Annotated in this window: 9 protein-coding genes; 1 reads left to right on the top strand and 8 read right to left on the bottom strand. The window is 74.6% G+C overall.

Annotated elements, in window-relative coordinates:
- Positions 1-31 precede the first annotated feature (31 nt).
- The 5 genes from AB0F11_RS05490 to AB0F11_RS05470 all read right to left on the bottom strand — a co-directional run bounded on the left by AB0F11_RS05490 (position 32) and on the right by AB0F11_RS05470 (position 7151).
- Positions 32-3097: a 2Fe-2S iron-sulfur cluster-binding protein gene (locus AB0F11_RS05490; RefSeq protein ID WP_362168720.1), complete on the bottom strand. Its 3066-nt coding sequence runs from the start codon at positions 3095-3097 to the stop codon at positions 32-34.
- The gene (locus AB0F11_RS05485) at positions 3094-3936 is read right to left on the bottom strand and encodes an FAD binding domain-containing protein (protein ID WP_362168899.1); all 843 of its coding nucleotides are present in this window, start codon (positions 3934-3936) and stop codon (positions 3094-3096) included. Before AB0F11_RS05485 ends, AB0F11_RS05490 begins: the two co-directional genes overlap by 4 nt.
- Before the next feature lie 446 nt (positions 3937-4382).
- A complete protein-coding gene (locus tag AB0F11_RS05480) occupies positions 4383-6089 on the bottom strand; it encodes a beta-N-acetylhexosaminidase (protein ID WP_362168718.1) in 1707 nt (568 codons plus the stop codon).
- A 187-nt stretch (positions 6090-6276) separates the two neighbouring features.
- Positions 6277-6561: a DUF3039 domain-containing protein gene (locus AB0F11_RS05475; protein WP_063754862.1), complete on the bottom strand. Its 285-nt coding sequence runs from the start codon at positions 6559-6561 to the stop codon at positions 6277-6279.
- Between the two features lie 29 nt (positions 6562-6590).
- Positions 6591-7151, bottom strand: coding sequence for a YqgE/AlgH family protein (locus tag AB0F11_RS05470; protein WP_362168716.1), 561 nt, complete (start codon positions 7149-7151; stop codon positions 6591-6593).
- A gap of 297 nt (positions 7152-7448) precedes the next feature.
- Here AB0F11_RS05470 and murA point away from each other — a divergent pair, with 297 nt between their 5' ends.
- Complete coding sequence (murA, locus tag AB0F11_RS05465) at positions 7449-8795, top strand: UDP-N-acetylglucosamine 1-carboxyvinyltransferase (RefSeq protein WP_361915479.1); 1347 nt, start codon at positions 7449-7451, stop codon at positions 8793-8795.
- A gap of 194 nt (positions 8796-8989) precedes the next feature.
- Here the strand turns inward: murA and AB0F11_RS05460 are convergent, their stop codons facing one another.
- The 3 genes from AB0F11_RS05460 to AB0F11_RS05450 form a co-directional block, all read right to left on the bottom strand.
- Positions 8990-9271 (bottom strand): HU family DNA-binding protein, encoded by a 282-nt coding sequence (locus AB0F11_RS05460; RefSeq protein WP_007264399.1) that lies wholly within the window; start codon positions 9269-9271, stop codon positions 8990-8992.
- A 305-nt stretch (positions 9272-9576) separates the two neighbouring features.
- Positions 9577-11001, bottom strand: coding sequence for an NAD-dependent malic enzyme (locus tag AB0F11_RS05455; RefSeq protein ID WP_362168714.1), 1425 nt, complete (start codon positions 10999-11001; stop codon positions 9577-9579).
- Positions 11002-11459: 458 nt separating this feature from the next.
- Positions 11460-13796, bottom strand: a complete 2337-nt coding sequence (locus AB0F11_RS05450; RefSeq protein WP_362168712.1) for a UvrD-helicase domain-containing protein — start codon at positions 13794-13796, stop codon at positions 11460-11462.
- Positions 13797-13824: the final 28 nt, after the last annotated feature.

Below are 13824 nucleotides of genomic sequence, written 5' to 3'. Positions count from 1 at the left end.
GGGCCTGCCGCGCCCGCCGCGTCCTGCCCGCTCACGCCATGCCTCCGTTGTGGTGGATCCCGCCCTCGCCGGGCTGGGCCTGGTGCGGGATGCGCATCTCGATGCCCGCCGCCGGTGGGCCGGCCGCCGTCTGCGGCGCGCCTGTTCCGTCGGCCTGCGCCTCGGCGGCGGCCGTCGCCTCGCGCTCGGCCACGACCTCGCGGACGGCCTCCAGGACGCCCTTGTAGCCGGAGCAGCGGCACAGGTTGCCGCACAGGGCCTGGCGGGTCTCCAGGTCGCTGGGGGCGTGGTTGCCCTCCAGCAGGTCGTGGATGGTCATGGCCATGCCGGGCACGCAGAATCCGCACTGCACCGCACCCGAACGGCACAACGCCTGCTGCACGTCGGAGAGTTCCCCGCCGCTCGCGAGGCCCTCCACCGTACGGACCTCGCTGCCCGCGGCCGTCGCGGCCGGGACCAGGCAGGAGGCGACGAGCCGGCCGTCGACCTGCACGGCGCACGCACCGCACTCGCCCTGCGAGCAGCCGTCCTTGGCGCCGGCGAGGCCGAGGCGCTCGCGCAGCACGTACAGCAGGGACTCGCCGATCCAGGCCCCGGTGACGGGGCGGTCGGCGCCGTTGACGCGCAGCACGTAGGACGCAGACGGGTGTTCGTGGTGGGCGACGGCCGCGGCGGCCGCCTGGTCTTCCTCGTACGAGGGCCCCGCGCCCGGGAGTCCTTCGGCGGTACCCGCGGCCGGCGGTGCCACGGCGATGTCCGCGGTGTCCGCAGCCGGTGCGGGCGCGGCCCCGGCTTCGCCCGGGCCACCGGCGGCGGCTCCGCCGAAGCCGTGGTCGTGGCCGTGGCCGTGGCCGTCCGTACCGTCCGGCTCCGCGGCGGCAGCCGCCGCAGCGGCGTCGAAGCCGCCGCCGAGGGTGTCCCCGGGGCCGTGGCCCGGGCCCTCGCTGCCGGCCTGCCCGCGGCCGTCACCGCGGCCCTTGGCCTCGCCGTCCCCGGCGGGCAGGCCCTGGCCGTGCGGGTCGCCCGCGCCCTGCGCCAGGGCGTCGCCGCGGCCGAGGGTGTGCCCGTGGCCCTCGTCCCGGCCGTCGGCCGAGCCGTGGGCGAGGACTTCGCCGCGCCCGAGCGTGCCGCCGGGGCCGTCCGCCTGGTCGTGGCCGTCGGCCGGGCCCTGCGCGAAGCTCTGCCCGTGCCCGTCGGTGCCGGCCGGGCCGCTCGCCTCGGTCTCGGCGTGGGCGGCAGCCGGGCCGTGGCCCTGGCCGGGAGCGCCGGCCAGGTCGTGCGCGCCGGTCGGCGCGTGCGCTTCCGCCGCCTCGCGGGCATCGGCCGGCCCCTGGCCGAGGGTGGTGGTGTCGTGGGCGTACGGCCGGCCGTGGCCGTCGGTGTCGGCCGGGCCGTCGGCCAGGGCCTGCGCGTACGGCCGGCCGTGCCCGTCCGTGGCAGCCGGGCCGTGAGCGCCGGTCAGGCCATAAGCCTCGGCCGGGCCGTGGCCGCCGGTCTGGATCTGCGCGTACGACTGGCCGTGCCCGTCGGTGGCAGCCGGGCCGTGAGCTCCTGCCGAGCCGTGAGCCTCCGCCGGGCCGTGGCCGTCAGCCGGCCCCTGCACGTAGGTCTCGCCGTGGCCGTCGGTGCCGGCCGGGCCGTGAGCGCCGGCCAGCCCGTAGGCGTCCGCCGGGCCATGGCCGCCGGCCGGGCCCTGCGCGTACGACTGGCCGTGCCCGTCGGTGCCGGCCGGGCGGTGAGCATCAGCCGGACCGTGACCGCCGGCCGGGCCCTGCGCGTACGACTGCCCGTGCCCGTCGGTGGCAGCCGGACCGTGACCGCCGGCCAGGGCCTGCGCGTACGGCTGGCCGTGCCCGTCCGTGGCAGCCGGGCCGTGGCCCTGGCTCTGAGCGCCGGCCGGGCCGTGGCCGGGCTGGGCCTGGGCGTGGCTGTCGCCCTGGCCCTCGGCGCCCGCCGGGGCGTGGCCGTGGCCGGTGGCCTGGGCGCGGACGTAGGGGCGGGTCAGGCTGTTCGGGGTGCCCGCGGGCCGGGTGGTCTCGGCGGCCGCGGTGTGCGGCGCGGCGAACGCGCCGTGGCCGTGGCCGTCGGTCTGGCCGGCGTACGGCGCCGCCGCATCGGCCGGCCGGGTTCCGTCGGGCGCCGAGGGGGCGTGTTCGTGCGCCCGCGTGAACGGGCCCTCCGGGTCCGCGTGGGCGGGCGCGGCCGCTGCGGCGTGCGCCGGGTCGCCCTCCGGGAGGGTGCCCACGCCGGGGCCGCCCAGGACGCGCGGACCGCGGCTGGGGGCGCCGACGCCGGGCCCGCCGAGGCTGCGCAGGCCCGCGCCCGAGGTGCCGGGGGTGGTGCCCTGGGCGTCGGGCAGGACGCCCGAGCTCAGCGGGGCGTCCGCCCGCGCGCTCTCGAAGCCGGGGTGCGTCGCCCACGGGGCGGGGGCCCCGCCCGGCAGGGTCACGGGGGCCTGGCTCCAGTCGGCGTGCAGGGTGTCCGGGCGGAACTCGCCGGTCTCCTCGCCGAGTTCCGGCAGGGTCCACTGGCCCGTGGCGACCGGCTCGGCCTCCCGCACCGCGTCGGGGAACTGCCACTCGGCCGTGGCCCCGGGGTCCTCGTCGCCCTCGGCGGCCCCCTCGGACCCGGCCCCGGCGCCGGCCACCGCCGCCTCCGGACCCGCGTCCGCGAACGCCGCGGCGACCGACGCCGGGATCGGGATCGAGGCCGGGATCGGCCCGCCGACCGGCGCCGCAGCCGCAGCCGCAGCCGCAGCCGCAGCCGCAGCCGCAGCTCCATCCTGCGCACCGGTGTCGCCCGCGTTCCCCGGCGCGTCCGGCCACTGCGCCGGGATCGTCCACGTCCCCGTGGCCGCCGGGTCCGTCGTGGCGGCCCCCAGCGGAAGGATCATCGGCGGCGGGACGTACCCGTGCCCGGGCGCGGCCAGCGGCTCGCCGGTGCCGAGCGCGTCCAGCATCTCCGGCGGCAGGCTGACGAACGCCGTCGCGTCGGAGTCGAACCCGGCGCCCTGCGGCACCGGCTCCCAGCCCCACGCGGCGCCTGGCCGGCCCGCTTCCCCCGTCGTTCCGCTCACGTTCTCGTTCGTCTCACTCATGAGGTCAGCGCCCTCCCCAGGGCCCTCCGTGCCAGCACGGCCACGGTGCGCCGCAGGTGCAGCACGCCCGGAGCCACAGGTTCCCCCTGGTCGGGTACGCAGGCGGCCGCGACGTAGTCGCCGAAGGCCTCCAGCGCTTCGGGGGCCAGGGTCCGCTCCCCGTCCCAGTCGATGAGCGAGGCCACCCACTGCTCGGCCTCCAGCGGCCGCAGCGGCATCGGGGCGACCGCGCCCACGGCGATGCGCACGCCCCGGCGCGCGGGGTCCAGTACGAGCCCCACGGATGCCACGGCGCGCCCCGGACCGGTGCGCCCGGTGGCCTTCAGGAAGACCTGCGGCGCGTGCAGCAGCGGCACGCGCACGAAGCCGATCAGCTCCCCGGGCCGCAGCATCTCGCGGCCCGCGAGCAGGTACGAGACCGGGATCTCCCGGCGCGCCCCGCCCGGGCCGACGATGACGAGGACGGCCTCCAGCGCGGCCAGCACGGGCAGCGCGTCGCCCGTCGGCGCGGCGCTGGCGATGTTGCCGCCGAGGGTGCCGGCGTTGCGGATCTGCGGCGGTCCGGCGGCGCGCGCGGCGGCGGCCAGTGCGGGCATCAGCGCGGCGAAGTCCGGGCGGCCCATGCGGGCGTGGGTCAGGCCCGCGCCGAGCAGTGCGTGCCCGTCCTCCTGGTACTGCCAGCCGCGGATCTCGTTGATCCGGCCGAGGCTCACCAGTCCGGCGGGCCGCAGCAGCCCGGCGTTGACGGCGGCCATGAGGTCGGTGCCGCCGGCCACGGGCACGGCGGCGGGCATGGCGGCGAGAGCCGCCACGGCCTCCTCGAGTGAGGCCGGCAGCATCACGGACTGCGCCGCCTGCGGTGTGTGCGGTGCCTGCGTGGTCAACCCAGCTGCCCCTTCCCGATGTCCCGGTCACGGCGCTCACGCCTGTCCGCCGTACGGTACGTGCTCACCGCCGGGACGTGGCAACTCTGGCACATCTTCCCCACCGCCCGGCGCGAGGGTCCGCCGGGCGCCCCCTAGAGCTCCCGGCCGTCCGGTTTTCCCCGTATCGACCGAATCGGCACAAACGGCGGAATCGCTGGAAATGATGCAATACGCCGTGATCGAGGGAGAGTTCCGGAGAGGTCCGCAGAGTTCCCGACAACCCCCGAGAACGTAGGACGTCCCGGATTGATCAGGAGTTCCCCAGAAATCCCCGGAGTTCTCCGAAGATCCACGGCGATCCACCGCGGCCCACCTCCGCCCCATTCCGCTCCCCGGCTCCCCCGCCCCATGCGCCCCCGTCACACGTTCGGCGGTACACCCTCGATCGGGCGTCCGAGCACGCCCGGCCGCCGCTGCCACGGCAACGGCCCGCCGGGCGGCCGGTGGTCGACGCCGAGGGCGTCCAACCGCCGCCGGTGGCCCGCCATCCGCGCCTCGAATCCCGCGTAGTCCCGCTCGGCGGGCGCCGGCAGCCGCGACCACACCGCCTCCGCGAACGCCGCCAGCCGGGGGAACACCTGGTAGTCGACCCGGCTCCGGTTCTCCGCCACCTCGGTCCACATGTTCGCCTGCGCGCCCAGCACCCGGGCCGCGGCCGCCGTCCCGGACAGCTCGGGCGGCACCGGCTCGAAGCGGTAGACGTCCTCCAGGGTGCGCACGTACCCGATCGGCACCGGCTCTCCGGGACCCGGCGCCTGACGGTGGTCCAGGTAGACCTGCTGCTCGGGGCACATCACCACGTCGTGGCCCGCCTCGGCGGCGGCGATCCCGCCCGCACAGCCGCGCCAGGAGGACACCGCCGCGCCGGGGGCGAGCCCGCCCTCCAGGATCTCGTCCCAGCCGATCAGCCGCCGCCCGCGCGCCGCCAGCCAGCCGTCGAAGTGCCGGACGAACCAGGACTGCAGCCCGTCCTCGCCGTCCACGCCCAGCTCCCGGATCCGCTGCTGCGCGGCCGGCGAGGCGCGCCACTGCACCTTGGGGCATTCGTCGCCGCCCACGTGCACGAACGGCGAGACGTCCGCCGGGAACAGCTCCAGGACCTCCTCGAACACGCCCTCGTAGAAGCGCAGCACGGCCTCGCTCGGCGCGAGGACGTTCTCGCTGATCCCCCAGTCGTCCCACACGCCGAGCGCCGCCGTGTCGACGACGTCGGTGTTCCCCAGTTCGGGGTACGCGGCGATCGCCGCCTGCGAGTGACCCGGTACGTCGATCTCCGGGACCACCCGGACGTGCCGCTCGGCGGCGTACGCGACGATCTCGCGGATGTCGTCGTGGGTGTAGAAGCCGCCGTGCGGGGTCTCGTCCCACAGCGGCGAGGCCCGGTGCCCCCGGCGGCTGCGCGGCCGCCAGGCGCCGACCTCGGTGAGCCGCGGGTGGCGCCGGATCTCGATGCGCCAGCCCTGGTCGTCCGTCAGGTGCAGGTGCAGGACGTTGAGCTTGTGGGCGGCGAGCAGGTCGATGTAGCGCAGGACGCCGTCCTTGGGCGTGAAGTGCCGGGCCACGTCGAGCAGCAGCCCGCGCCAGCCGAAGCGGGGGGCGTCCTGAAGGGTGCCGCGGGGCAGGCTCCAGGCCCGTTTGCCGCCCCCGGTGGGTGCGCGCCGGTACGCGTCGGGGCCGAGCAGCTGACGGAGCGTCTGGGCGGCCCAGAACAGGCCCGCGGGCGAGGCTCCGGACAGCTGCGCGCCGCGGCCGTCTACGGTGAGCGCGTACCCCTCGGGGCCGAGGCGCCCGGCGAGCGCCCCGTCGAGGCGGAGCCGGATCCCGCCCGGGTCCGGCCCGACTCCCGCGTCCCCGTCGCCGGCGGCTCCGCGGCCCCTGCCGCCCCCCGGGCCCTGCAGGTCGCCCGGCGGGAGGTCCCAGCCGGTGGCGGCGCCCAGCTCGCGGCGCAGCCAGCGCGCGGTGCCCCCGGTGCCGGGTACGGCGTCGAGCACCGGGGCGGGGCCGAACACGTACGGCGGCGCGTCCTCGTGCCAGTCGGCGGTCAGGGGTGCGGGGATCAGGTCCATGCGTCGGCTGCCCTTCGCTCGCAGGCGTCGCGTCGCCGCGTTGCGCCGGTCGCAACGCCGGTTCCGCAGGGTGCTGCTCCGTTGCGCCGCCGACCCTAGTACGGCGAAGGCCCCCGGGGTACGCGTGTGCGCACCCCGGGGGCCCTGCCCCGGTCCCGCGGAAGCGGACCTGCTCGTCCTGGCGGACCTACTGGTCCTTGCCGCCCTTGTCCTTGTCCCCGCCGGGGCCCATGGACTCGTAGATCTCCTTGCACATGGGGCAGACCGGGTACTTCTTCGGGTCCCGGCCCGGCACCCAGACCTTGCCGCAGAGCGCGACGACGGGGGTCCCGTCGAGCGCGCTCGCCATGATCTTGTCCTTCTGGACGTAGTGGGCGAAGCGCTCGTGGTCGCCGTCGCCGTGGGACACCTGCGGCGTCGGCTCTACGAGGGTCCCCGTACCAGTCCCGCGCTCGGGCTCAAGAGTGCTCATGCAAGCCAGGGTACCGACCTCGGCCCCGGTCAGTTGAGCGACGGGTCGTCCGGGTACGTCGCGACCATGGCCAGGTCGCTGCGCTGGCGGCGCAGCACCGCGCGCCACAGCCGCTGCGGGTCGGGGAAGGAGATGTCGCCGGGCTCGGACTCCACCACGTACCAGGCGCCGTCGCCGAGCTCGTCCTCCAGCTGGCCCGGGCCCCAGCCCGAGTAGCCGGCGAAGATCCGCAGCGAGCCGAGGGCCGTGGCCAGGAGCTCCGGCGGGGCCTCTAGGTCGACCAGGCCGATCGCGCCGTGCACCCGGCGCCAGCCGAGCGGCCCCTCCTCACCCGGGATGACGGCCACGCCGAGCGCGGAGTCCAGGCCGACCGGGCCGCCCTGGAAGACGACGCCCGGGTCGCCGGCCAGGCCCGCCCAGGGCAGCAGGATGTCGCCGACGCCCACGGGGGTCGGCCGGTTGAGGACCACGCCGAGCGAGCCCTGCTCGTCGTGGTCGAGCAGGAGCACCACCGCGCGGTCGAAGTTCGGGTCCGCGAGGGCGGGGGTGGCCACGAGCAGCCGCCCGGTCAGGGAGGACACCTCGGTCATGCCGACATGATCTCGCACATTCGCCCTTCAGGGGGAGCGGAAGAAACCGAATCGCACGCAGGCGCGGGCGCACGGCAGCAGACAGGAGCGCGCGGCGCCGCTTGCGGAACCGCTCCGCCGCCCGGAATGCGACACTCCGCCATGAGGTGGGCACGGAGGGTGTTGTGGCCAAGTCATGACATCCAAACGGCCGCGTCGGCCTTACGAACAACGGGCCGACGCCCCTTACCCTTTTCCCTGGTCCCTGCCCACCTCCCCCTGGCACAGCCGGGAGGACCCCTCCGGAACGCGAGATTCATGACCGGCACAGACTGTGACGACGTACTGCTTGTCCATGGCGGAACCCCGCTCGAGGGCGAGATCCGTGTCCGCGGTGCGAAGAACCTCGTGCCCAAGGCCATGGTGGCCGCTCTGCTCGGCAGCGAACCCAGCCGGCTCCGCAACGTTCCCGACATCCGCGACGTCCGCGTCGTCCGCGGCCTGCTCCAGCTGCACGGCGTGACCGTGCGCCCGGGCGAGGAGCCGGGCGAGCTGGTCCTGGACCCGACGCACGTCGAGAGCGCGAACGTCGCCGACATCGACGCCCACGCGGGCTCGTCCCGCATCCCGATCCTCTTCTGCGGCCCGCTGCTGCACCGCCTCGGCCACGCCTTCATCCCGGGCCTGGGCGGCTGCGACATCGGCGGCCGGCCGATCGACTTCCACTTCGACGTGCTCCGCCAGTTCGGCGCGACCATCGAGAAGCGCGAAGGCGGCCAGTACCTCGAGGCACCGCAGCGCCTGCGCGGCTGCAAGATCCGCCTCCCGTACCCGTCGGTCGGCTCGACCGAGCAGGTGCTGCTCACGGCCGTCCTGGCCGAGGGCGTGACCGAGCTCAGCAACGCCGCGGTCGAGCCGGAGATCGAGGACCTCATCTGCGTCCTGCAGAAGATGGGCGCCATCATCTCGATGGACACCGACCGCACCATCCGGATCACCGGTGTGGACCGCCTCGGCGGCTACAACCACAAGGCGCTCCCGGACCGCCTGGAGGCCGCCTCCTGGGCTTCCGCGGCGCTGGCGACCGGCGGCAACATCTACGTGCGCGGCGCCCAGCAGCGCTCGATGATGACCTTCCTGAACACGTACCGGAAGGTCGGCGGCGCCTTCGAGATCGACGACGAGGGCATCCGCTTCTGGCACCCGGGCGGCCCGCTCAACGCGATCGCCCTGGAGACGGACGTCCACCCCGGCTTCCAGACCGACTGGCAGCAGCCGCTGGTCGTCGCCCTGACCCAGGCCACGGGCCTGTCGATCGTCCACGAGACGGTCTACGAGTCCCGGCTCGGCTTCACCTCGGCGCTCAACCAGATGGGTGCTCACATCCAGCTGTACCGCGAGTGCCTGGGCGGCTCGGCGTGCCGCTTCGGCCAGCGCAACTTCCTGCACTCGGCGGTCGTCTCCGGCCCCACCAAGCTGCAGGGCGCCGACCTGGTCATCCCCGACCTGCGCGGCGGGTTCTCGTACCTGATCGCGGCGCTGGCGGCCGAGGGCACCTCGCGGGTCCACGGCATCGACCTCATCAACCGCGGCTACGAGAACTTCATGGAGAAGCTCGTGGAGCTGGGAGCCAAGGTCGAGCTCCCCGGCGGCGACCTCGTCTGAGGCCCCGCCACGGCCCCCAGGGGCCCTGAACAGGCCGAAGGGCGGCCACCCCACGGGGTGGCCGCCCTTCGGCGCTTCTGCGTCCTGCACGGCGTGTCTGTGCGGCGTACCGAGCGGCGTGCTGCACGACTCGCGCACGCCCGCACACGCCTGCCGTCCCGAGCGCCTGTGCGGCGCTCGGCACAAGGGCGGACTTACTTGCCCTTGGCGGCTTCCTTGAGCTTGGAGCCCGCGGAGACCTTCACGCTGTAGCCGGCCGGGATCTGGATGGGGTCGCCGGTCTGCGGGTTGCGCGCGGTGCGAGCGGCACGGTGGGTGCGCTCGAAGGTCAGGAAGCCGGGGATGGTGACCTTCTCGTCGCCCTTGGCGACGATCTCGCCGACGGTCTCGGCGAGCGCGGCCAGAACGGCGTCGGCGTCCTTGCGGGTCACCTCGGCGCGCTCGGACAGAGCGGCCACCAGCTCACTGCGGTTCATGTTGTACTCCCGTGTTCAACTTGCCTTGGAGGCGTGAGATCGAAGCCGATGCTGCCAGGGCCCTCGGACAGTCCCCGGACCCGGGTCTGAACGTCAGACCCTCGCGCCCGGTTACGCATCCTGCCCCCACCAGCGGCGGGAACGCCAATCCGGCACCCGCCAACGTCACACGAAAAGCGCCACAGTCACGCCTCGGTGACGCTCCGTCCGCACTGGTGGGATGCGGGCCCCGGTCCTCGCGGGCATCCCCGCAACCCTAGAGGCGCCCCGGCGGGCCCGCATCCCGCGACGCGCCGGTACGGGCCTCAGGCGGACGTGGGGGTCGTCACAGCGGCCTGGGCGGCCTTGCGGACCGCGCCGGCCACGGCGCCCGCGACCTTGTCGTTGAAGACGGACGGGATGATGTAGTTCGCGTTCAGCTCGTTCTCGCCGACGACGTCCGCCAGCGCGCTCGCGGCGGCCAGCATCATGTCGGTGTTCACGGTGCGGGACTGAGCGTCCAACAGGCCGCGGAACACGCCGGGGAAGACCAGCACGTTGTTGATCTGGTTCGGGAAGTCGGAGCGGCCGGTGGCCACGACGGCGGCGGTCTGGCGGGCGACGGCCGGGTCCACCTCCGGGTCCGGGTTCGCGAGCGCGAACACGATCGCGCCTTCCGCCATCGCGGCGACGTCCTCGCCGGACAGGACGTTGGGGGCCGAGACGCCGATGAACACGTCGGCGCCGACCACGGCCTCCTTCAGAGTGCCCGTGTAGCCCTCGGGGTTGGTGTTGTCCGCGATCCAGCGCAGCGGCGAGTCCTCGTCGGCGTCGACCAGGTCGGGGCGGCCCGCGTGCACCACGCCGTGGATGTCGGCGCTCACGACGTTCTTCACGCCGGCGGCCAGGAGCAGCTTCAGGATGGCGGTGCCGGCCGCGCCGGCGCCCGACATGACGACCTTCACGTCCCCAACTGCCTTGCCCACGACGCGAAGTGCGTTGGTGAGGGCGGCGAGGACGACGATGGCGGTGCCGTGCTGGTCGTCGTGGAAGACCGGGATGTCCAGGGCCTCGCGCAGCCGGGCCTCGATCTCGAAGCAGCGCGGCGCGGAGATGTCCTCGAGGTTGATGCCGGCGAAGCCGGGGGCGATGGCCTTGACGATGGCGACGATTTCGTCGCTGTCCTGGGTGTCCAGGCAGATCGGCCAGGCGTCGATGCCCGCGAAGCGCTTGAAGAGGGCCGCCTTGCCCTCCATGACCGGCAGTGCGGCCTTCGGGCCGATGTTGCCCAGGCCCAGGACGGCGGAGCCGTCCGTCACGACTGCGACGGAGTTGCGCTTGATGGTGAGGCGGCGCGCGTCCTCGGGGTTCTCGGCGATGGCCATGCACACGCGGGCGACGCCGGGGGTGTAGATCATCGAGAGGTCGTCGCGGTTGCGGATGGGGTGCTTGGACGCCATCTCGATCTTGCCGCCGAGGTGCATCAGGAAGGTGCGGTCGGAGACCTTGCCCAGGCTGACGCCCTCGATGCCGCGGAGCTTGCCGACGATCTCGTCCGCGTGCGCGGTGGAGGTCGCGGCGATGGTGACGTCGATCCGGAGCTTCTCGTGGCCGGAGGCGGTCACATCGAGGCCGGTGACCGAGCCACCGGACGACTCCACGGCGGTGGTGAGCTGGGAGACCGCGGTTCCGCTCGCGGGCACTTCCAGGCGGACCGTCATCGAGTACGAGACGCTGGGCGCCGTTGCCATGGCCGTGTTCCTCTTCTGTCCCTGTTTCTTCTGTTACGCACAGGGTCCCGCTACACGGCAGGTGTGGCAGGACCTGTTGTCCGATCGTCCCACCTACTGGCCAGTAGCAGGTAACTCGCTACGAATTTCGGAAAGGCTCTTCCACCATACGAGATAGATCCGGGTCGGGGAAGCGTAGGCGGATACGAAAAAGGTCCGCGCCCCCGGAGAACCGGGAGCGCGGACCTGGTGAAACGTCTACGACACCGACCCGCCATGCTCGCCTCGCGGCAAGTGGTCGCTCTAAGCGACGAAGGTTGGGCCCGGGGGCTTGGATCGAGCCGGTGTCGTACCCAGGCTAACAAAGGATCCGCGCCACCGAGCCCCCTCGGGGCAGTCGGTCTCGTCCCACCACGCGTGTGGCCGCGGGCCATCCGGCCCATCGGGGCCGGACGGCCGCCGCACCGGAGGCCCCCCTGCTACGCCCGCAGCAGCGACGGCACGCCGGCCGCGTCGGGCTCGTCGCGCCCGGTGGAGATCACCGTCAGCTGCTGCGTCGCGCGCGTCAGCGCCACGTACAGCACCCGCAGGCCCGCCGGGGACTCGCCCGCCTCGACCTCCTCGCGGGTGGTGCCGCCGGCGATCTCCGCCGGGGAGACCACCACGGTGGCGTCGTACTCCAGGCCCTTGGCCTCCAGGCTGCCGAGCGCCACCGCCCGCTCGCCCAGCTCCGCCAGCCAGCCGGCGGCCTCGGTGCGCCGGTCCATGGAGACCACCACGCCGACGGTGCCGTCCACCTGCTCCAGCAGCCGCCGGGTCTCCTCGCGCACCACGGACCCCAGATCGCCCTCGGCGGCCGTGAAGCGGGGCTCCAGACCGGTCGAGCGCACCGCGGTCGGCGGCTCCATGCCGGGCATCGCCAGGCGCAGCACGCGGGCGGCGATCTCGGCGACCTCCGCGGGGTTGCGGTAGTTCACCGTCAGGGTGAAGCGCCGGCGCGGCCGCGTCCCGAGGGCCTCGTCACGGGCGGCGGCCGCCTCCTCCAGGTCGATCCACGAGGACTGCGCCGGGTCGCCGACCACCGTCCAGGTGCCGTGCCGGCCGCGCCGGCCGACCATCCGCCACTGCATCGGCGTCAGGTCCTGCGCCTCGTCGACGATCACGTGCGCGTACTCGGTGCGCTCCGCCGCGAGCCGCTCGGCCCGCTCCCACTGGGTCTCCTCGCGGGTCGGCATCAGCTCCTCCAGCCCGGTGAGCTGGTCCAGCGGGTCCAGCTCCCGCTTGCGCTTGGGCCGGGCCGGGGCGCCGAGCAGCTGCTGCAGCTCGTCGAGCAGCGCCACGTCGTGCACGGAGAGCGGTCCGCGGCCGTCGGGGCCGATGCGGCGCAGCGAGCGCGCCATGCGGCGGGCCTCGCGCGGGTTCAGGACCCGGCGCGACCAGCGGGAGAGCCGCCGCTCGTCGGCCAGGGCGGCGAGGACCCCGCGCGGGGTCAGCTCGGGCCACCAGGCGTTCAGGAAGTCGATGAAGACGTCCTCGGTGGAGATGTCCTCGTCGAACGCCGAGCGCAGTTCGGCGGCGAGCTCCGGGTCGCTGTGCCGGCCGGCCGCGCCGGTCTTGGCGTACAGGGCGTCGAGCAGGAGCTTGCGGGCGCGCGGGCGCAGCAGGTTGACCGGGGCGGTGCCGCCGAGGACGTTCTGCCGGATCCGGTCCAGCTCGGCGGCCTCCAGCTCCTGCCGCTGCCCGAAGGCGACGACGCGCAGCCGCTCGGGCGCGTCGCCGAGCTCCAGGGCGCCGCGGACGGCCTTGCGGAGCACCTTCAGCATCCGGGAGGAGCCCTTGATGCGGGCCACGGCGGGCTCGTCGTACGCGGTCGCCTCGGCGCCGTCGACCAGCGAGCCCAGCGCGCGGATGGCGACCTGGCCCTCCTCGCCGAGCGAGGGCAGGACGCCCTCGGTGTACGCGACGAGCAGCGGGGTGGGCGAGACGATCAGGATGCCGCCCGCGTAGCGGCGCCGGTCCTGGTAGAGCAGGTAGGCGGCGCGGTGCAGGGCGACGGCGGTCTTGCCGGTGCCCGGTCCGCCCGCGACCTCGGCGACGGAGGCGGCGGGGGCCCGGATGACCAGGTCCTGCTCCGCCTGGATGGACGAGACGATGTCGCGCATCGTGTGCGTACGGGCCCGGCCGAGCGCGGCCATGAGGGCGCCGTCGCCGATGGCGGGCAGCTCGCGCCCGTCGAGGAAGGCGGTGACCTCCGGGCGCATCAGGTCGTCCTCGACGCCGAGGACCTTGCGGCCCTTGGAGCGGATGACGCGGCGGCGCACGACGCGGCCGGGGTCCTTGGGCGTGGACCGGTAGAACGGCGCGGCGGCCGGCGCGCGCCAGTCGATGACCAGCGGCGAGTAGTCGGCGTCGAGGACGCCGATGCGGCCGATGTGCAGGGTCTCGGCGATGTCGGCCGTCAGGTCCTCGCGGATCGCGTCGTCGGCGGGGGCGACGGAGGTGTAGGCGCCGTCCGGGCCGCGCTCGCCGTCCTTGCCGAGGACGAGGTCGATGCGGCCGAAGAGGAAGTCCTCGAACTCGTTGTTCAGCCGGTTGAGGTGGATCCCGGCCCGGAAGACCTGGGCGTCGCGCTCGGCCAGCGCGCCGGGCGTGCCGACCTGGCCGCGCTTGGCCGCGTCGTTCATGAGGAACTCGGCCTCGTCGATCTTCTCCTCGAGGCGGCGGTACACCTGGTCCAGGTGCGTCTGCTCGATCGCGATCTCCCGATCGCGGACGGAATCCGCCGTGCTGTCGACAGCGGCATCCTGCGCGGCCACCAAGGCCCCCTTCTGACGTGCGTGGGCG

Source organism: Streptomyces sp. NPDC032472 (genome assembly GCF_040636955.1).
GTDB lineage: Bacteria > Actinomycetota > Actinomycetes > Streptomycetales > Streptomycetaceae > Streptomyces.
The sequence above is the reverse complement of the archived record's forward strand: the minus strand, read 5'-3'. Positions and strand labels throughout refer to the sequence as shown.

What these genes read in the sequence shown, in the direction of transcription:
- AB0F11_RS05490 (WP_362168720.1), bottom strand. Translation starts at nt 3,097, where the DNA reads ATGAGTGAGACGAACGAGAACGTGAGCGGAACGACGGGGGAAGCGGGC.
- AB0F11_RS05460 (WP_007264399.1), bottom strand. Translation starts at nt 9,271, where the DNA reads ATGAACCGCAGTGAGCTGGTGGCCGCTCTGTCCGAGCGCGCCGAGGTG.
- murA (WP_361915479.1), top strand. Translation starts at nt 7,449, where the DNA reads ATGACCGGCACAGACTGTGACGACGTACTGCTTGTCCATGGCGGAACC.
- AB0F11_RS05480 (WP_362168718.1), bottom strand. Translation starts at nt 6,089, where the DNA reads ATGGACCTGATCCCCGCACCCCTGACCGCCGACTGGCACGAGGACGCG.
- AB0F11_RS05455 (WP_362168714.1), bottom strand. Translation starts at nt 11,001, where the DNA reads ATGGCAACGGCGCCCAGCGTCTCGTACTCGATGACGGTCCGCCTGGAA.
- AB0F11_RS05470 (WP_362168716.1), bottom strand. Translation starts at nt 7,151, where the DNA reads ATGACCGAGGTGTCCTCCCTGACCGGGCGGCTGCTCGTGGCCACCCCC.
- AB0F11_RS05485 (WP_362168899.1), bottom strand. Translation starts at nt 3,936, where the DNA reads ATGCTGCCGGCCTCACTCGAGGAGGCCGTGGCGGCTCTCGCCGCCATG.
- AB0F11_RS05475 (WP_063754862.1), bottom strand. Translation starts at nt 6,561, where the DNA reads ATGAGCACTCTTGAGCCCGAGCGCGGGACTGGTACGGGGACCCTCGTA.